The organism is Arthrobacter liuii (genome assembly GCF_014639275.1).
In the GTDB taxonomy this organism is placed as follows: Bacteria; Actinomycetota; Actinomycetes; order Actinomycetales; family Micrococcaceae; genus Arthrobacter; species Arthrobacter liuii.
The window spans coordinates 23,506-40,414 of the sequence record NZ_BMFW01000006.1; the positions used below are offsets into that span (position 1 = coordinate 23,506).

Consider the following 16,909-nt stretch of genomic DNA (forward strand, 5'->3'; position numbering starts at 1 on the left):
GTCACCGGCTTGTTGCGCTTGTGCAACACATCGCCTAGAGCACCGAACCCGACCTGGCCATTCCGGTATTTTGCCTTAGAAGTCCCTATCGAGAATCCTTCGGGATGCCTGTATCTACAAGGGGTTGACGTGCACAATGATGACTTGGGTGTCCTTGGAACCGTCGTAGCGGAGGTCGTAGGTGACCTGGACACCGGTCGAGGTGCCCGGGGTGATGGCGAAGTCGCTCTTCTGATCCGGCTTGGCGGAGACGTCGCGGATCCACCCTTCGGCGGGGTCGCTGGGGATGCCGTACCGGTCAACACCCTCACGGATCAGCGTGGAGAGCTCGTCCAGAGACTTGGCGGTGAGGAAGTAAGTGACCTCACTGAAGTCGGGGCCGCTGTTCATGCCGTTCAGCCGGATGCGGTCCGAGCGTGCCGTGATGGCCGTATAGGGCGCCTCGATGATGATCTCGATGGGCTTGTCGGTGTGGACGTCCGGGGCTTGGCTGGAGCCGTCCTCAAGACCGACACTCTCCTTCGTCAGCCGCCCTTTCTCCATGTCCAGGAGCACGAACTTCGATGCTTTGATGTCCTTGATCCCGGGCTCGTCCAACTTCGAGTAGATTTTGGCACCGGCCGGAGGTGGGCTGCTTGTGGCGGAGGGCGTGGCCCCGCCGTAGGGCACAACACAGCCAGTCAGCAACAGCGGCGTGGCAATCAGTACGGCAGCGAGGCGTTTCATCGTTCCCCCAGATTGATGATGTCGTGTCTCAGACTACCGGCCGGCCCCGCGACTCCCGGCGCACCCCAGAACAAGACCCTAAAAATCATGCGTGGGTGCCGACGCTACTACGCCGGGCGCACACCATTTTTGGCCCTGGGGGTTGGAGAGGTAGTCGGTGTGGGCCACGCAGACGTGTGGTTACAAGTACTTTGAGGTCTCTTTTGTTGCCTGCGTGCCGGACCGAGTCTAATGGTGCAGTGAATCTCCTGACCAAGCTTTCCGTCGCCGCTGCGGCGGCCGCTCTCCTGCTGTCCGGCTGCGCTGCTCCTGCGAAGACCGCCGATGTCTCCCAACCCACTCAGATCAGCGCAAGCGCAAGCGCCAGTGCCACGCCGTCTCCGACGGCTGACCCCGACCGGGATATGAACGCAGCACTCATCCTGAAAAAGACCGCTGATGTGTATCGCCAGCGGATGGCCGAAGCCCACGGCTACGCGGTCACCAAAAACACGGAGGCCCTCGATACTTTCTGGCTGCTGATGACGGACATGGTTCATGGTCACGGCAGATTCGTGTCACTCTCACAGAGGGCCTACTCCGACGCCAGCGATCTGTACGGTGAGGCACCCACACCGGCCGCGCTCGATGATTGGGATGATGTCATGGACGCCAACGGCCCGCTGGTAACGCACGCAACGCTGTGGCGTGAGGCAGGAAATGAGGCTGAATACCAGGCAACCCTGAATGTTCTTGACCAGGCAGACAGATTGGCGAATCAGCTCTCATCGAAGGCACAGTACACTTCGACGCCGTTGCCGCCGCTGGTACCGGGCGCCTGACACGCCTGTACCGGCGTAGTGCAACAGCCGGGCTCCAGGCCCCTGATGCTTAGAGTGTCAGCATGGAGAGTAGCTTCCTGATCGTTTTAGTTGCCGTGGTAGCAGCTGTCCCCGTAAGGGTTATCGTGGCAGCCGTCCGGCCCAGTCGACCAGGCCGCCACAAAGGCGCCTATATTCCTGCCAAGGACCGCCCGTCTTATCCGGATGCAACTAACCACAGCGCCACCAGAGATGCCATTGGACTCCGCTCAAAGAGATTTCCCGAGCTGGAGCGGTAGGAAGCCAGCAGGATCATGGAATCTGAACTGGACGCCGGCGACATGGAAATGTCGTCGAATGAAGCTGCCGCTTACCTCAGCGGCCCTGTGGGCTACACCCTCAGCGCGAAGCTCGTCCGGGGACTTCGCTACCTCGACGCCGGCCCGATAGTCGAGAAGCGCGGGAGCCGGCTGGTGTACCGCAAGTCTGCGCTGGATGCCTTCCTCAATGAACACGGCACGGATCCCCAGGTCTGGATCCAACCAGCCTGGAAGAAAGTCTCGGATCAGCTGCGCGGCATTAGGGAAGCTACTGGTGATAGTGGTTTCGACCCGTTGATTGAGACGCTGGATAAGCGTGGTCCCAAGGATGGCTGGGACCCTGACTTGGCGAAGTAGCAAGAGTCATAGCCCCACGCCTCCCCAAGATGTCACCGCCCTGAATGGCAGCTGTCCGCCGCGCCACCTATGCTTCCTCCATGGGGAAGAAGCCGGCGAGAAGCCCACATCTGTTCAGAGTTTTCAAAAGCACCGATCGCCAGAGCCTTATCGTCAGGTATCCCTATCAGGATGACTCAGACCTTGAGTACGGGTACGCCGAGGCAGCGAAGCGACTCGCCGCTTCATTCCAGGGCCAACCGATCGATGACACGATTCTCCTGCCGTTCATGTATCTGTGGCGGCATGCGGTCGAACTTTCACTGAAACAGCAGATCAAGCTGGCAGCCAGGCTCCGGCGCGCCAACGGTGAGGAGGACGAGTCGCTCGATCCCGAGAAGCTGCGAGGCTGGCTAAATCGAACGCACAGCATGAGGGAGCTGGCCACGTCGTTGGCCGCGCATTTCGCTGAGCTCGACCTGCCTAAGATGCCGCAGGAAACGAACAGGACACTCTCCTGGTTTATCGATGCGGATCCGAACGGCCAGACCTTCCGTTACGCCGGCGGGCTCCCGGACACCCAGGACTTCATCGACTTCCCCGCACTCAACAAGTGCCTTGAGGACACATACAACATGGTTTCTGCCGGCATCGACGTGCTGTGGGCGTATAGCGAGGCGCAGGAGGATTTTCTCGCCGAGAGACGTGAGTTCGAAGCCGAGATGCGGGCCGATTTCGAAGCCGAGATGCGGGCGGAGTACGGGTCAGAATTTGGCGGCTATGCCGACTACTAGGCGGTCGGCCCGTGTCCTGGCGAATGCTCATCAACTAAACGGGGCAGTGATGGAATCCGGATTCGACGCCGGGGACATGACTGCGAAGGAGGCTGCGGCCTAGCTGAGCGGCCCGGTCGGGTTCGAGATCAGCGTGAAATTCCTCTACGGTCTCCGCTCACTCAGCCGCGGCCCGGTTGTTGAAAAGCACCCTTCATCTCCTGTGGCTTCAACTATGGCACGCAGCTGGCCGGCCACCTCCCGCCACATGCCCCTGTGCTAGTTCTTACAGATCACATGGTTGATCTGCACTTGGTCGGGATTGAGTCCTGAGCGGGCTTCAATGTGCACTCGCTTAGGACTGTCTTTCGTCAGATTGCTCACCGTGCCGCTGGCGGTGCCTATGGTCTTTCCTTTCTGGAGCAGATCCACCATGGCTTCAGCCGACTTGCAGCCAGCATAAAGTGGCGTCCATAGCCATACTTCGGTGCACGCTGCCCCTGTAGTGCAGGTGTACTGGTCGTGCGCGACCCACTTTAGGTAAAAGGAGCCGTTCTGAGCCCAGTCTCCTTGCCGTTCCAGCTCCTTGACGACAGCCGGGTCGGCGCCGGGTGCCACTGTCGCTGCAGCGTCGGATGCTGAGGTTAACGACCCGGGCTGTGATACTCCGATGGCGAATATGCCGACACCAATGACCACCAATGCGGCGATGACGGCAATGAGACCGCCGTATCCTTCTTTTTTGCGTGGAGGGTTGTACGCTGTAGCGGGCTGCGTTGGCTGTCTTGTAGGAGACGGCGCCGGCGGCCGTAGTGGCGGGGAAACTGCTGCGGAGATGACGGTGTTGATCCTCTTGTGGGCGCGCACATCAAAGACCTCGCGCTTCTCCATAATCATCCGTGTGTGCTGAAGGGCTGCCTCCCACTGATGGAGGCTCCCCTGCGATTCCTGGACCCAGGAGTTGGCGTCAGCCAGGAGCTTCGCGAAGATTCGTTCCTTGGCCTTTTCAACGGCTGTCCGCACGTGCTCTCGGGCATGCCCCACCGTGGTCAGCGGGTTCTCGTTCCTCGCGGCTGCGATTGTGCAGACGTGCCAGGCGATGGCGTCGGCAGCACCTTCACAGACTTCGTTGAGCCGCTTTTTGGATACTGCGGCAGGTGGTCCCAGATGCAGCTCCCCGCTGAGGTCCACAGGCGTCATGATCAACTCCGGGTCCACCAGTAGATTCCAACCCTGCGGACGCGCCGGCCAAGAGGGGTCCGGTCTCCAGTCCGGGCCGGGCCTCCACCCCTCTGCCGGCCGCGGCCAGCCGGGTGGAGGATTGAAGACTTGGAGACGCTGCTGCGAGCCCGCAGCAGCAGGACGTGCCGTTGCCTGTGTTGACACGCCGTGAGCAGCGGTACTGGATGACCAGGCTGCCGTCTTGAACGCATCGATCTTGGAACGCGTCCGGAAGTACCTGACGGCGTTGATGATGGCGAAGATTGGGCCAAGGACAATCGCACCTTTGAAGGCCACATATGAGCCCCCAGCCGAGGCCGCGTTGTAAGAGGCGAGAGTCACGAGACCACCCACGACGGCAATGCCGACGTGGATCCATGCCCAGACCGCAAACCGCCGCGCGGCTCGCTCCAGCTCGGCAACATTGCCCAAATCCCCCACTTTTTACGTCCTTCTAAGCAGCGCGGCGTGATCCGCTTGCGCTAAGCGTAGTGGGCCACCGCCTTCCCCGTTATAGCGTCCCGAATATGTCGCAGGGATGGACTGGGAAAGGGCCAAGGATCTGTTCATCGGTGGGCCGTGCTTAGCCCTGCTTGAAGATCAGCTGCTCTATCTGTTCGGGTTCGATGCCAAGCTCTTCCGCCCATTCGGCCATACAGCTGGTGTACCGACGGTAGCTGTCGGCGCTGTTCCAGTTGAGCCAGAGCGGGCCGATTTCGTTGCAGTTCTTCCTGAACCAGCGTGCCACAATGCTGTCCAGGATCGGGGTCGTGGCTACTTGCTCGGAGGCCTTGGTGGAAAAGCTGATGTATTTAGTGACCAACGCCGGCCCCCACCAGGCGAGAACTTCCTGTCACTCCGCCGCCGGTCAACGACGTGCTCGAACGCGGCGTTCCCGCCGCTGGTCATAGCGATCTGCGCGAGCGTGAACAGCTCGGCGTTGAAGTGCTTGCTGTTTGCCGGGTCCGTGTGACCCTGATGACCCGCTCAGCCCGGTATGGACCGAAACCCGTCCCTGCATAGCCCCAGACATAGCTGGCGATGTAAGCATCCAGAGCAGAGTTAGGGTCCCGGATGAGCTTGAACGAGTCCAGGACGCCTGCGCGGCCTATACGATTCGGCAGTGATTCGAGAACGCTGTAGTCGCCGAGGTACTTTGCCCAGCTCTTCTTCTTCCATTCAAAGGGACCTTCGACGGCCGGCCCTCTGCATTCCAGTTCTTGAATCTTCTTTGCAGGTCGTCGGGCACAGCCGGCATCGTCATATCTCCCTTAGGTGATCGTCCACTACTCTCGCATATGCCGTCCGGGTTTCTCCTTAGGCCGGGTCCGGGACTGATGCGAAATTGAAGACTTTCCGACCGTGAATAGTATGCAGCATGGGGAACAGTGAAAGCCGAGCCACGTCCTTCAAGAAGTCCTTGGAGGCCGCCGGATACAGCGTGGTGTGGAAGCCAAAGAAGGCCTGGTTCCCTGGGCGACTATCGAGGCGCTTCCCGCCACGGCTGCGGACACACTGTTGGTCATTTTCCGGGAACTGGGCGGCGTGCCGGCCCACCACGCAGCCCTGGCACCCGGCGGATGGGACATGCAGGCTGACCAGGTCCTCATTGAGTTTGACGAGGACCTGCATTTCAACAGGTACCGGGCCTTTTCACTCGCCACACCATGGTCTGCTGAGCTTCCCTGGTCCGCGACGTACCGTGCCTACTCCACGGGGATGGAAGGGATGTGCCTGAATGCCGGCGGACACGGCGGAAAGTGGGCCAATTCCTCCTCAGACCGCTTGTTCGGAGGCTCCGATGAGAAAGAGGTTCTCGGACCTCTGGGCTCTTCCCGGTGGAAGCAGCGCGCCCTTTATGACGCAATCAATGATGCTTACGCGCTGTGCTCCACGCAGGTGTCCCTGGCCAGGGTTTCGATCCATGACCAGATCGGTGGTTTGAACGTAAACCAGGCGACGAAGAAAGACCTTCTTCTGGAGCCGGAGGCACTCAGGCCCTTCCTTTTGGCCAGGACGGTGCCCGTGGAGGGGCTGAGCACCTCGCCATGACCCTGTCGCTGCAAGGAAGCCTTGGCTGGCGCAGCCATTAGCGCAAATGGAGTCATAGGAGTGCAGGTGCCGCCACTGGAACAGGGCCCGGGATGGTCACCGTAGTGCGCGGCGCGGCGTCACAGCCGCAAGGTCCTCACAGCTGACTGCCTGAAGCGACGTACTTGGTCCGTGAAACACCAGGAGGGCTTCACCGGTCATATCTTTCACGGCCTCTGGGGCCTGAGGAGGGACTGAGGTGAGGCCATAGATGTCCTCCGGGCGATCAGAATTACCCAAAACGGTGCTCTCGTCGGGGACGACAATCCGGTAGTTGTTGGTGTTTCCCATATTTGAGAAACGGAAAATCAGGCCTAGGGCGGGGCAATCCGTTGTGAAGGCCTCAACGGTATTGATGGGGCTTTGGTAGACGGTATCGGCGCCATACCTGGCGAGCTTGGCTTCCCACAGTCCGTCTTTTGCCACCCCTGAAAGGCCGGGGTCCCTGCAACCCTTTACGAGGAAGATGTCGGCGTCAGCCTTCCGTTCCTGCAGGACCGGTTTGCCGTCCGCATCAGGATGGTTCTTGCGGCACTCGGCAAGCACGTCGGGCGCGGCCCGCGGGAAGGCCCATTGGCCAGCGGCGACCAAAAGAGCGAGAACGGTACAGACGCCGGCGATCGTGCCTAACGACCACCATTTGCTGCGGGCCGAGCCGCCGCTCTGAGCGGAACCGCTTCCCGTGTCGCTCATACGGGGAGTATCTGCTCATGCTCCGGGATCGTCAATGGCCAGAGACGGGTTGGGGTAGAAGGAGGGGGCACACGGAGAGTCCCTAAAGAGTGGCCATTTACAGGCCCAAACAAGCGGATAGACCAAAAGACTGGCAACGTCCTAAGCGCCGTCGGCCAGCTCTTGCATCCGCAGACGCCGCTCTTCCCACTGCTCGGGCGTGAGGTCTGGAATGTTCGGCGCGGATGGGCGCAGACCGATGAAACCGTCCAACTGCTCGCGCACGATGTCCAGGTGTCCGGCATGTCGGTGGGACTCGGCGATCATGTGCACCAGAAGGCGTTCCACCGTAGTGTGGCGGTGTCTTGTCCACCATGGCACCACGGCGGGTGCATCAAGCTCCAGTTCGTCGAGCACGGCATCGGCTGCCACCGTTGTCTGCCGGTACATCATGACCGCCTCAGCCAGCGTCATAGTCGGCGGCGCGAGGAAGTCTGCCTGGGGGTCCCCGGATGCGATGACGCCCCGGACAACGGGGTTCTCAATGTCCCGTCCAAGACATGAAATGAAGTACTGGGACTCGGTGACGGCCAGGTGGAGCAGCAAGCCCATGACATGCGTGCCCGTCCGAGTCAGTGGAGTACGTGCCTGGGCATCACTCAAGCCCTCACACTTCCACAGGATTGCTTCGCGGGCATCGCTTAAATATTCACGAAGCTGGGCTGCTCTGGCTTCTGTATCGAGTGGCATGAACTGAGTCTAGGAGCGCGGCTCGATCGCCGAGGGGCGCGTGAAGTCACGCCGCGTCAGGAACTCCTGACTCAGGCGCTTTCCCGACCCCAAGGAGAGCGACGGCGAGTAGAACCACCTTGCCACCCTGAATCAAGGGAGCCACCAAACGCAGGTACTCCTGCCGCATTGCCGACTGCATTTCCGGCGTTTGGCTGGTGACGATCATGCCGATTCCGCCGACGCCGCCTGCCGGGCCTGCCCACAGATCTTCAGCATCGATGGTGAAGTCCCAGTCGAGGGTGTCTGTCTGCACTGAATCGAGGCCGGCCCGCACCAACAGTTCATGGAGCCCAGCCTCCGTGCGGTCAAAGTCCTTATCGGCTGGAAGCCTCTGTTGGTCCGGCACCACTGCCCCGCTGGCTTCCACCACGTCGGCCCACAGCTTGTTGATGGCGGAGAGTTCAGATGGCCAGATCGTCACGGAGACAGCTCCGTCCGGCCGGCAGACGCGCATCAGCTCAGTCACCGCTGCGCGGGGATCCCCGACATGGTTCACAACGAAGGTGACACGACTGCGTCAAAAGTATCCGCTGCGAACGGTAGCTCCGGAAGTCGGCCGACCAGGAGTTCAGCCTGCGGCGCCGCCGCAAGGGCCAGCGAGAGCATCCTGGCGTCCGGATCCACGCCCGTCACCTCTGCTCCGCGGCTTAGGGCCAGGGCTGTGACGTTGCCGGTGCCGCATCCAATGTCAGCCACACGGCGCCCGGTGAAGCTGCCGACCACTGCTTCTGCCGCGTCCAACAACGGCTCAACGGCCCCGGCGCACAGGTGGGGGAAACTGCGGGCGTACGGGCCGCCCAAGCCGGCCCAATTATTGAGGGAGTCCTTTGCCATGGGTCGACAGTATCTCCCCGGTCGGGCCGGCAAGCCCCAACAACAGATGTCGCGCAGCCCGGGCTAAGCTCCTGGGATGGCGGGTGATATTCGGAGTCTGTTCCTCAACGGCACAGTCGGGTCCGGAAAGACGACGACGGCCGAAGCCCTGCACCGGATTCTGATCGACGACGGAATCAGCAGCGCCGTCGTGGACCTGGACCAACTCCGGCGCGCATGGCCGGCTCCCCCGAACGACCGGTTCAACCAGGAGCTTGTACTACGAAACCTCCAGGCGGTCGCCGGAAATTACCGCCATGCAGGGGTGGGAAGGATTATTGTGGCCGGCGTCATCGAACACGCAGCCGATGTTGAGCGCTACCGTCAGTCTCTCGGCGGCCGTGAGCTGTCCCTGGTCCGCCTGAAACCAACCATCGGCACCGTTCAGAAGAGGCTGCGGCACCGACACGAGGCTGGGAGTCCTGATTTGTCCTGGCATCTGGACCGCAGCGTGGAGCTGGAGGGGATCCTAGACAAGGTCCGGCTCGATACTCATGTCGTCGAACTGTGGCTCAGGGTGGGTGTCCCATCCCCGGTGCGCGATGGCTGCAGCATTCTCATCATGCTGCTGGTCAGGGCTCTTACCCCTGCCGGAACGGTCCTTTGATACGCGAAGATATTCACGAACCAGGAGATTCTTTGGGTCCATAGACCCACCCCAGTCCAAATAGTTGTCCCCACTCACCGCGGCGAGGTGGGTCTCCCAACGGGACGTGGCTTATGCGCTGACGCGCCTATGGCCGAGATGCCCACTGCCCGCGACATGACCCTGTCAGCGCGGAAGCAGATCAAAATAGGCGGTGCCAGAATTCCAGCTAATTGGATGCAGTAATGTACCAGCGGCGGGGTTCAAGGCGCTCCACATCATGCCGTTGCCCGCGTAGATGCCAACGTGCCCCCAGTTATCCGGTCCTTGGGGATTCTGAACCACCAGGTCCCCCGGCTGCGGGTCGTCGGTCCGTACCCCACCACGCCACTGCTCCACCCGCGGCAGTTCGATTCCAGCCTGCCGATAGATCCATTGCACGTAGCCCGAACAGTCCCAGGCTTTGAATGCAGTGCCACCCCACACATACCGTCCACCTAGGCCTTCCTGCGTGAACCGCAGGATGTCCTGGCGGAGCTGACTCAGGTTTTTCCAAGAGGCCGCAGGCCCCACTTTGGGCGCCGAAGATGAGCAAGGACCTGGCGATGTGTCCGGTTCCAACGCGGCAACGACTGCTGTCGCCGCACGCTCCCAACGCGCGTAAAGCTCGGGAAAAGCAGATACCTGGACTGCCTGAGCAGCCAGGTCTTTGTCCATCGCCTGCCACCCCGGTACGTCGAGAAGCCCTCGAGGACGTCCTCGGTTGGGACCCAAAGGGCCGCCGTAGAAGGCGCGGGCGTTGTAGAAAACGTCCATAAGCTGCTCAACGCTCCCCCACCCCGCCGTGGGACGTTGTTGAGCCGAGCCTATCGAGTCGTGGTCGCTCCCAACGCCGTCATTCGGAAAGCCCATGGAAGCCGGCACCCTGGGGTTTGCGAGTACGCGCAAACTCGACTCCTGCATCGCCATCATGATGGCAATGATCTGTCCCGAACGGGGTACGCCAAGCTGTTTCCCGACCCTAATGTACGCGCGAGCCACGCTTTCCTGTCGCGAGTTCAGCTCGTATAGCACCTGGCTGCCATCGCGGACCTCCAGACCCTCGGCAGTCCACGTACCCGTGCTGGTAGATGCAGCATCAGCCGGAGCACAAGCGACAGTGGGCTCGGCCTTCAGACCGGCAACTAGAGCCACACCCGCGACGAACGCCATCAGGCCGAGAAGCACAAGGACAGTCACAGCGGCAGCGACACCCTTCAGCAGTGCCCGTCGCCTGACCAGACTCGCCGCTGCCACAAGACCGATCATCAGTAGACGATCCGGTCTGCGGTCGCATAGAAGCCAACCATGACGCAGTGGTCCGCAGGGGCTGTAACCGCGGGCGGGCAGTTCAGCATCACCGTTATAGGTGTTGAATAAGTGTTTCGATCCCTGCTGGTCTCATCGACCACTTGCACGATCACAGTGCACACATGAAGGCCTGCCCAGGGAGGTGGGAATTCCTGAACTTTGGCCAACTCAAGATCGCAGCGAACAGATTGCGCGGTGCCGGTCCGGCGCGCCGCCTGCTGTCCAAGACTCGCGAAGGAAGTGGCAGTCACTCCAGTGGCCTCGAACTCTTTGACCAACACCGATAAAGGGTTGGATCCATCGGGAAGCAACTCCCACCACGAGCGCACCCGTGCATACACATCCGAATACGACGACGAGCGGCTGTCCCAGGTGTAGATTCCCCTTGCTGCCTCTACAGCGAGCGCACGGAAGTCGCGCGTTGGCGAAAGATCAACAGGCGAGGCCAGTGCGGCCACATTGGTTTCGCCAGGGAGAGCAGAGGGCGCGCCCGTTGCCGAGGGCGTCCCGGAAGATGCTGACGCCAGAGGCGTGCTTGGTGTCGGGCTAGTGACCGACGACGTACCCGGCCTATCGCCCCGCCAGAACATGACAACAAGGCCGCCTATCAGCAACACAACGAAGAGTCCGGCAACGAACGAGCGCTGACGGCCCACCGCAAGGAGTGCACGCAGTCCCCGGCTCCCCGTCCCCCCGCCAACCATGACTTATGCAGTCTGCCTGTTGGCCTCGTGCTGGAGCACACGCCAAGCTGTCCGGTACAACTGCCGCGCGAAACCGATATTCACGGCGACATACCGCTCAGTGACACCAAGCTCCGTCGCCAGCGCCGCCATCTGCACAGACCTAGGCAGGCCGCGCAACCCTGGACGGACTATGGTCTCCGCGACTCTTCTCAGAACAGCCGTAGGAAGGCAATCCGCAGCGCACCGGCAAAGACCTTCCATGCTGACCCCCGGCTCCGGGTGGCAGTTCAAAGCAGCATTGATAGTCATGGCGGTCTGCCGCACGACGGTAACGGCATGCCAGCGCCTCCTGTCCCTTGGCGAGGGCGGCCCGTAATGCCTTGGCCCGACTAGGCTTGAGACAGCCAATTGCCAGATATCCTCCCTCACGTTTCTTTGCACCAGGCCAAGCATGGCCTGAGCCCAGGCGTGATCGACATACTTCTCTGTGCTGTCCCAACCCAACCCGGCGCTGACGACAGCAAGCACTTCAGGTGAGGGTTCCGCCGTCGTGAAATCCATGAGCAGGGGCAAAGTCCGATGACTAAGTTCGCGCCGTACGTGTGCCGCGCAGATTTTGTTGCAAACGCCCTGGACCCAAGCTTCGAACGGAATTCCCGGCAACTCCCGGTAGCGCCCCTTCGTTACCCCGTCCCATACCGCGACCCGAATGTCCTGCATAAGGTCGTCCACATCGCAGGTGCGTCCAATCCGCGCCAGGCGCGAGACGACGTAACCCTGCACGCTGTTCACCGCGCTCATGATTTGGTCGAGCGGCATGTTGCACTCCCCTGCCGCGGGAGGGTTCAGCAATGAGACGTCGACAGTGACGGTTTTGGATGGTTCCGAGCTGTTTTGATTTGGCTTAGCGTCGATTTCCACGACTTCACCACTTTGTTCAGATCGAGTAGTTAGCAGAGTCGCGGGAAGAGGCCACTCGCGGACGTGGATACGCAGATCCAGCAACGATCAGTAGAAGCTACAGAAATTATTGTCGAAGATACTTATAGTATCGTCAAGGGTGCGGTTCTTACTTTTTCGTCGACCTTCGGGAAGAATGTGGCTATGCCACGGATTACCCAGCCACACGACGCCGCCTGGTCGGCCGACGTTGAGGCTGCCGTCGCTACTTTTGGCAACCGGTCGCGGAACGAAATTCTCCGTTTCCTTACGGCGAATGGACCGGCCACGCGCGGCGACATTGTCGCCGCCGTCAGCGCCGGCGAACCGAGTGTAGCCAAGCACCTCACGGCCCTGGAGGACGCGGGCGTGGTGATAGTCGACGTCGAACCTGGGCGCCGGCACGGGCGCTCGCCCCGGTACTCTGCCAACGCAGCCCGAATAAAGGAACTGCTCGACGCGCACCTAGGCTACCTGCTCGAGAAGTAGCGGCAACGTTTGCGACGGCGGTAGCGCCTGTTCGATCTACTCCGCTGCTTCACGCGCGTCTGACGATGAACCCGCCGCTGCTTGCTCACCTTCCGGCCGCCGGCTGATGTCCCTGTTCAAATACTCGGTGATGACACGAAGCGTCTCCGGGGACACATCACCAAGAGTCCTGGCCGCAAACGTCTTCACACGAGCTGCGCGCAGGGACTTCACAAACTCAAGCTGTGAATCAATGCGCTCGGGCAGGTCAGCGGCGTCGTCTCCCTGCAGATACCCAGGGTCGACATTGAAGATTTCACACAGACCTCCCAGCAACGCCGGGTCACTGACGAGTCTCCCCGTGCCGTCCTTCATGTAGAACCAGCGGGCTCTGGAAAGCTTGATTCCCCTGCTCTGCAGCTTCTGCTGAACCTCACGGAACGTGACCGGCTGACCTCGCTCGGCAACCACAACATCAAGCAGAAGGTTCAGGCGTCGCGCCAACTCTGCCTGTGGCGACAATTCAGCATTGAACGCCTCTTGGTCAGAAGACAAGACCCGCCTCCCTCCTGGTGCAATGGTTACGCCAACTCTGGTGCCCAGTATTCCTCTGGCGACCGCCGCCTGCAATAACACCTGCCGGACGCTTCCATCGCCCTATGGATGAGCGTATCGTTCTCCTGTAGACCCGTCTACAGCTAGTCCAGCCCTCCCCAAAACGCTATTCGGTGGTGGTCTCCCCTTGGTAGAAGACATCTTGATGAACCGGACGCGAAGCCGACTCCTTAGCTTCCTGGTCGCGCATGGCCCAGCCTCTTGCGGGGAAGTCTCCCGTGCCCTGGGACTGTCGCAGTCGACCGTCCGTCGCCAGATGGCCCTGCTGCGCGGCGCAGGCGTTGTCAGGTCGGAGGCGGGAACATTTACCGCTCAAGTGGACCAGGTTGAGCGGCAGTTTCGGGAGTTATCCGCCAAGTTCCAATGTCCAGCTACCGAGATCTGATACCCACCCACTGAAGCTTCAGACATATCGATATGGGGGTCCCACTCAAGCGTGTGGCCTCCTCGTGAACAGAAACCGGCCCAGCCATGTCCTGCCGATATTTTGCGAATTGTCTTGTAACTTCAGATGGGTGTACGTGTCCGCAATGCGGTGGAATATAGGAATTGGAGTCGCAAGCACCTCCTATCTTGGCGCCCATCGTGGAGCAGCCCACCGCGATCACCAGTTCCGAAACCCGATTCCGCCCCTTCTTACTACCGACAGTAAACGCGACCTTCAGCCCCAAAATCAGCCGGGGGTATCCCGCACGCCTCTATACAATTCCCGCCTCTGAACGAGAGGGCGGAAATCATAGCCGACGCCGGGAACGTTATTTACTACCGACGGCCAGAGGACCGGTGCGTCGAGCGATGGATCCTTGCTTCAAGGACGAGAAACTGACGCTGTTGGTCACTGTTAGGCCTTTCGACCTCAGAACCTTGCCTTAGCAGACATGTAGAACTTCACCTGCGGACGGCCCCAACGTGTCGCGCCGGGGCTGTCTGCCCAGTTACGTGGCATCGAACGCCAACTCGTCCGGCTCGAGTGGTGGCAGTTCGTGCCTATGGCCGTTGGAATCCAAACCGACAACGTAGTGCCGCTTCTGGGGCTCCAGCACTAAAGACGACGGGTAATTCACGTCCGGCCCGAAGCCCCTCAGACGCCACTCCCCCTTCTTGTCACCGCTTTCCAAGAGCGTCCCCATGATCTTGACAGTCTGGGTGATCTGCACTCCAACTTCTCCGTCGATATCCGTCCACCACGCAGCTGATGCGCCGACCTGGTGCTCCCTGCGGTCGTGTCGAATTACCGAGATCCACTGACTGATGCGGGCCCCAACGAGCAAGAATCCCCCGCCCACATTAGCCGTGCTGTCAATGCCGTGTAGTCGCACCCGGCGGAGAGGCCCCGAGAGCGTCCCGTCCATAAATCGCCGCAGAATAGCCGGACTCGACACAGTCACAGGGTGCTGACTGGTATTCGTAAAGGCAACGCGGATCACAGCAAAAAGCCATTGGTCGTCATCTCTCGTTTCAAAGAATACGTGGCCAGGCTTGACTTGTTGATAAGTCTCCTCATCCCAAGATGCACCCACTGCAAACCCGTAAGGTCGAGGGCTTCCGTTTTCGTCGGTATCACTAAAGGAGGTGGTAACCACAGGCCCTCTGGCTTCCATGCGGGAACGGATAGCCTCCGCGGCCATGAGTAGTGAGTGTTTCGCTTGTTGCCGGGTTAGTTCAAGAGCATCGTTTGCCGACCTCACAGCAGCTTCGCTTGCATCGGCTGACCGTTTGGCCTCCCCCGCGGACTTTCGAGTCTCTATGGACTGCCAGGCAATCACACATGCTGAAGCTGTGGTCGCCATTGCCGCGATCATTGTCCAAAAAACTGACGGTTCCAACCCGACGCCCCCATACCTCGCTACTACTCAGAAATTGCCAGGTTCGATGCTAGCCGCCCTTGCATGTAAGGATGGCCGCGTGAAGATCATCGTTCTCCTGTCCATCGCAGTTGTTGCCGTCGTCCTTACCGTTCTCGGCATCATATGGAGTAGCCCACATAGCATCCGTTTAGACCCGGAAAACGAGGGCCTGATCATCATGGAGACACCCGATACGCCATGGCAGGCGCAGCGTGGGAAGATCCTGGGCATTGGAGGCGCAGCGCTAGGGTTTGTAGCCACCATGATCGCTCTTTTCACTGAGAGCTAAGGTGACGGCTTGGCCGCTGCCGGGCACTTCCGATTACGTCTCCCGTCGGAACCGAACTTCGCCTAGCGTTCTGGGGACTGGGACCCCAGCCGTCTCCCTTACATCCATCCACTCCTTGACTCGAAGGTCCTCGTTCTCCTCCGACATGAGATAAACGTACTGCGTTGATCCAAAGACCATCGGCCCCTGGATTCCTTCCCTCAGCGCGGTCCTTACCCGCTCCACGCCGTCATCTTCCAGCAAGTTAAGGAAGGCGACATCCAGGTTGAAGATGTCTAGCGTGTAGCGAGCGGAAAACCGTAGTAGCCCTCCCCGTGGATAAAAACAACGCAAGTCTGCGGCCATCTTCTGCCCCTCCACGGGCCGCGGCGGCGTTTGAAGCATTTTTCCGTCGTGACTTATATGCCAGTCCACCAGAGACACCATTCCATCCAGTACCACAGCATCGAGCTTTTCATCGAAATGCTCGCAGGCGTCCCGGACATCCTTCGCAAGGAACAGAGGCCAGCTGTCATCAACCCGTAAAAGCTCACGCAACCGACTACCGCGGTAGTCAGCGTGTTGCTGCCGGCTCTCCTTCGTGGCCCTGGGGTGTTGGCGCACTGGCCCGGGTTGCAGTATCCGTTGTACGACGATGGCGGCAAAGAGGGCTGCTTGAAGGTCCCCCCAAACCATGGTGTCGTTGCTGGGGGTCCCCTCGGCCATGGCTCTAGTCCAGGCTCTCTTGATGTAGCGGCTGCCGAGTTCAGCCTGCCGTTGTATCTCCACGAGGAAGGCATCAAGCCATAAGGCCTCAGTTGTTTCAGGTGTGCCACCCGAAAGTGACCGCATGAAGATTTCGGTTGTGGCCAAGTTGGCAATACCTCTTTCCGGTGGGTAAGCGGTGGATTTCCCCGTCGCGCAGGGGCTGGGATCCCTAATTTTCGACGGCTGCCGATCTGGCGGGCCCATCGCCCTTAGAACCATCGGTTAGCAGACCGCTCTACTTGTCCATCTTGTCCATGTGTTGAGGGCAGTAGGCGCCCACCGCGGCACCATGCACGGCCACGAGCTGTTTGACTGTGTAGGCAACGCCACCGGCTTTCAGAATGAAGCTATTGATGTCGGACCCCATGGCGCCGCCGTCGTACATTTTGCAGAAGCCCTGACCGATGTCCACCAGATCGTTGTCTACTCCGGTATTACGCAGAGCCGGCTCCGACTTATAGATGGCGTTGAGGTAGATCTCCTTCACCTGATCCTCCCGGCTTGGAGCCTTTGTTGCTGCTACGGCAGCCGCAGCCGGCGTGGCGCTCACGGAAGGGCTCGCGGCCGACGCTGTGCTCGTTTGCGGTGTCGCCGCTGTCTGAGCTGCGGAGCAGCCCGTCAGCAGCAGGGCGGGCAGCGCAAGAAGCGCCAAGGCCTTATTCATGTCTGTTCCCCCAAGTGAATGCGATTCGGGCCCCCGTGGCCGACGTCGTTTCATGAGTATGGCCCACGTCGTCCGCGGCGTCCATGATGTTGTCCGGACCATTGCCATGGGGAA

At 60.5% G+C, this 16,909-nt stretch carries 22 protein-coding genes and 1 pseudogene; 8 read left to right on the forward strand and 15 right to left on the reverse strand.

The features are described from left to right. Positions 1 to 114 precede the first annotated feature (114 nt). On the reverse strand, positions 115 to 726 hold the full coding sequence (locus IEW19_RS09005) for a hypothetical protein (protein WP_188571310.1): 612 nt from the start codon (positions 724 to 726) through the stop codon (positions 115 to 117). Positions 727 to 965: 239 nt separating this feature from the next. Here IEW19_RS09005 and IEW19_RS09010 point away from each other — a divergent pair, with 239 nt between their 5' ends. The 3 genes from IEW19_RS09010 to IEW19_RS09020 all read left to right on the forward strand — a co-directional run bounded on the left by IEW19_RS09010 (position 966) and on the right by IEW19_RS09020 (position 2,976). After that, entirely contained in the window at positions 966 to 1,547 is a 582-nt protein-coding gene (locus IEW19_RS09010) for a hypothetical protein (RefSeq protein WP_188571311.1), read from the forward strand. 293 nt (positions 1,548 to 1,840) lie between these two features. Continuing rightward, entirely contained in the window at positions 1,841 to 2,203 is a 363-nt protein-coding gene (locus IEW19_RS09015; protein ID WP_188571312.1) for a helix-turn-helix domain-containing protein, read from the forward strand. Between the two features lie 44 nt (positions 2,204 to 2,247). After that, positions 2,248 to 2,976 (forward strand): hypothetical protein, encoded by a 729-nt coding sequence (locus IEW19_RS09020; RefSeq protein WP_188571313.1) that lies wholly within the window; start codon positions 2,248 to 2,250, stop codon positions 2,974 to 2,976. 258 nt (positions 2,977 to 3,234) lie between these two features. Here IEW19_RS09020 and IEW19_RS09025 read toward each other — a convergent pair whose 3' ends face one another. The 3 genes and pseudogenes from IEW19_RS09025 to IEW19_RS24210 all read right to left on the reverse strand — a co-directional run bounded on the left by IEW19_RS09025 (position 3,235) and on the right by IEW19_RS24210 (position 5,402). Continuing rightward, complete coding sequence (locus IEW19_RS09025) at positions 3,235 to 4,173, reverse strand: hypothetical protein (protein ID WP_188571314.1); 939 nt, start codon at positions 4,171 to 4,173, stop codon at positions 3,235 to 3,237. A gap of 586 nt (positions 4,174 to 4,759) precedes the next feature. Continuing rightward, positions 4,760 to 5,008: pseudogene (locus IEW19_RS09030) on the reverse strand (8-oxoguanine DNA glycosylase OGG fold protein); the annotation flags it as partial. Positions 5,009 to 5,081: 73 nt separating this feature from the next. Next, on the reverse strand, positions 5,082 to 5,402 hold the full coding sequence (locus IEW19_RS24210) for an 8-oxoguanine DNA glycosylase OGG fold protein (protein ID WP_371818254.1): 321 nt from the start codon (positions 5,400 to 5,402) through the stop codon (positions 5,082 to 5,084). 220 nt (positions 5,403 to 5,622) lie between these two features. Between IEW19_RS24210 and IEW19_RS09035 the strand changes: the two genes are divergently transcribed. Beyond that, the gene (locus tag IEW19_RS09035) at positions 5,623 to 6,228 is read left to right on the forward strand and encodes a DUF7255 family protein (protein ID WP_229748397.1); all 606 of its coding nucleotides are present in this window, start codon (positions 5,623 to 5,625) and stop codon (positions 6,226 to 6,228) included. 96 nt (positions 6,229 to 6,324) lie between these two features. On the opposite strand, the gene IEW19_RS09040 is transcribed toward IEW19_RS09035, so the two are convergent. The 4 genes from IEW19_RS09040 to IEW19_RS09055 all read right to left on the reverse strand — a co-directional run bounded on the left by IEW19_RS09040 (position 6,325) and on the right by IEW19_RS09055 (position 8,565). After that, complete coding sequence (locus IEW19_RS09040; RefSeq protein ID WP_188571315.1) at positions 6,325 to 6,960, reverse strand: hypothetical protein; 636 nt, start codon at positions 6,958 to 6,960, stop codon at positions 6,325 to 6,327. A 141-nt stretch (positions 6,961 to 7,101) separates the two neighbouring features. Beyond that, positions 7,102 to 7,689: a DinB family protein gene (locus IEW19_RS09045; protein ID WP_188571316.1), complete on the reverse strand. Its 588-nt coding sequence runs from the start codon at positions 7,687 to 7,689 to the stop codon at positions 7,102 to 7,104. 46 nt (positions 7,690 to 7,735) lie between these two features. Next, on the reverse strand, positions 7,736 to 8,152 hold the full coding sequence (locus IEW19_RS09050; RefSeq protein ID WP_175318411.1) for a hypothetical protein: 417 nt from the start codon (positions 8,150 to 8,152) through the stop codon (positions 7,736 to 7,738). Positions 8,153 to 8,223: 71 nt separating this feature from the next. Continuing rightward, the gene (locus tag IEW19_RS09055; protein WP_175318412.1) at positions 8,224 to 8,565 is read right to left on the reverse strand and encodes a class I SAM-dependent methyltransferase; all 342 of its coding nucleotides are present in this window, start codon (positions 8,563 to 8,565) and stop codon (positions 8,224 to 8,226) included. Between the two features lie 76 nt (positions 8,566 to 8,641). Here IEW19_RS09055 and IEW19_RS09060 point away from each other — a divergent pair, with 76 nt between their 5' ends. Then, on the forward strand, positions 8,642 to 9,211 hold the full coding sequence (locus IEW19_RS09060) for an AAA family ATPase (protein WP_229748398.1): 570 nt from the start codon (positions 8,642 to 8,644) through the stop codon (positions 9,209 to 9,211). A 165-nt stretch (positions 9,212 to 9,376) separates the two neighbouring features. Here IEW19_RS09060 and IEW19_RS09065 read toward each other — a convergent pair whose 3' ends face one another. The 3 genes from IEW19_RS09065 to IEW19_RS09075 all read right to left on the reverse strand — a co-directional run bounded on the left by IEW19_RS09065 (position 9,377) and on the right by IEW19_RS09075 (position 12,147). Beyond that, on the reverse strand, positions 9,377 to 10,498 hold the full coding sequence (locus IEW19_RS09065; protein ID WP_188571317.1) for a C40 family peptidase: 1,122 nt from the start codon (positions 10,496 to 10,498) through the stop codon (positions 9,377 to 9,379). Further along, the gene (locus tag IEW19_RS09070) at positions 10,498 to 10,998 is read right to left on the reverse strand and encodes a hypothetical protein (protein WP_188571318.1); all 501 of its coding nucleotides are present in this window, start codon (positions 10,996 to 10,998) and stop codon (positions 10,498 to 10,500) included. Before IEW19_RS09070 ends, IEW19_RS09065 begins: the two co-directional genes overlap by 1 nt. Before the next feature lie 249 nt (positions 10,999 to 11,247). After that, positions 11,248 to 12,147 carry an RNA polymerase sigma factor gene (locus IEW19_RS09075; protein ID WP_188571319.1) on the reverse strand — a complete coding sequence of 300 codons (900 nt, stop codon included), beginning with the start codon at positions 12,145 to 12,147 and terminating at the stop codon, positions 11,248 to 11,250. Between the two features lie 183 nt (positions 12,148 to 12,330). Between IEW19_RS09075 and IEW19_RS09080 the strand changes: the two genes are divergently transcribed. After that, positions 12,331 to 12,654, forward strand: a complete 324-nt coding sequence (locus tag IEW19_RS09080) for an ArsR/SmtB family transcription factor (RefSeq protein WP_109864167.1) — start codon at positions 12,331 to 12,333, stop codon at positions 12,652 to 12,654. A gap of 36 nt (positions 12,655 to 12,690) precedes the next feature. Here the strand turns inward: IEW19_RS09080 and IEW19_RS09085 are convergent, their stop codons facing one another. Continuing rightward, the gene (locus tag IEW19_RS09085; RefSeq protein WP_229748399.1) at positions 12,691 to 13,188 is read right to left on the reverse strand and encodes a hypothetical protein; all 498 of its coding nucleotides are present in this window, start codon (positions 13,186 to 13,188) and stop codon (positions 12,691 to 12,693) included. A gap of 205 nt (positions 13,189 to 13,393) precedes the next feature. Between IEW19_RS09085 and IEW19_RS24215 the strand changes: the two genes are divergently transcribed. Beyond that, complete coding sequence (locus tag IEW19_RS24215) at positions 13,394 to 13,633, forward strand: ArsR/SmtB family transcription factor (RefSeq protein ID WP_188571418.1); 240 nt, start codon at positions 13,394 to 13,396, stop codon at positions 13,631 to 13,633. Positions 13,634 to 14,183: 550 nt separating this feature from the next. Here IEW19_RS24215 and IEW19_RS09095 read toward each other — a convergent pair. Next, a complete protein-coding gene (locus IEW19_RS09095; protein ID WP_188571320.1) occupies positions 14,184 to 15,038 on the reverse strand; it encodes a hypothetical protein in 855 nt (284 codons plus the stop codon). A gap of 115 nt (positions 15,039 to 15,153) precedes the next feature. On the opposite strand from IEW19_RS09095, the gene IEW19_RS09100 reads away from it, so the two are divergent. After that, positions 15,154 to 15,384 carry a hypothetical protein gene (locus IEW19_RS09100; protein ID WP_188571321.1) on the forward strand — a complete coding sequence of 77 codons (231 nt, stop codon included), beginning with the start codon at positions 15,154 to 15,156 and terminating at the stop codon, positions 15,382 to 15,384. Between the two features lie 33 nt (positions 15,385 to 15,417). Here the strand turns inward: IEW19_RS09100 and IEW19_RS09105 are convergent, their stop codons facing one another. Together IEW19_RS09105 and IEW19_RS09110 are read right to left on the reverse strand one after the other, a co-directional pair. Next, positions 15,418 to 16,236, reverse strand: coding sequence for a hypothetical protein (locus IEW19_RS09105; RefSeq protein ID WP_188571322.1), 819 nt, complete (start codon positions 16,234 to 16,236; stop codon positions 15,418 to 15,420). Positions 16,237 to 16,366: 130 nt separating this feature from the next. After that, the gene (locus tag IEW19_RS09110; protein ID WP_188571323.1) at positions 16,367 to 16,795 is read right to left on the reverse strand and encodes a DUF732 domain-containing protein; all 429 of its coding nucleotides are present in this window, start codon (positions 16,793 to 16,795) and stop codon (positions 16,367 to 16,369) included. Positions 16,796 to 16,909: the final 114 nt, after the last annotated feature.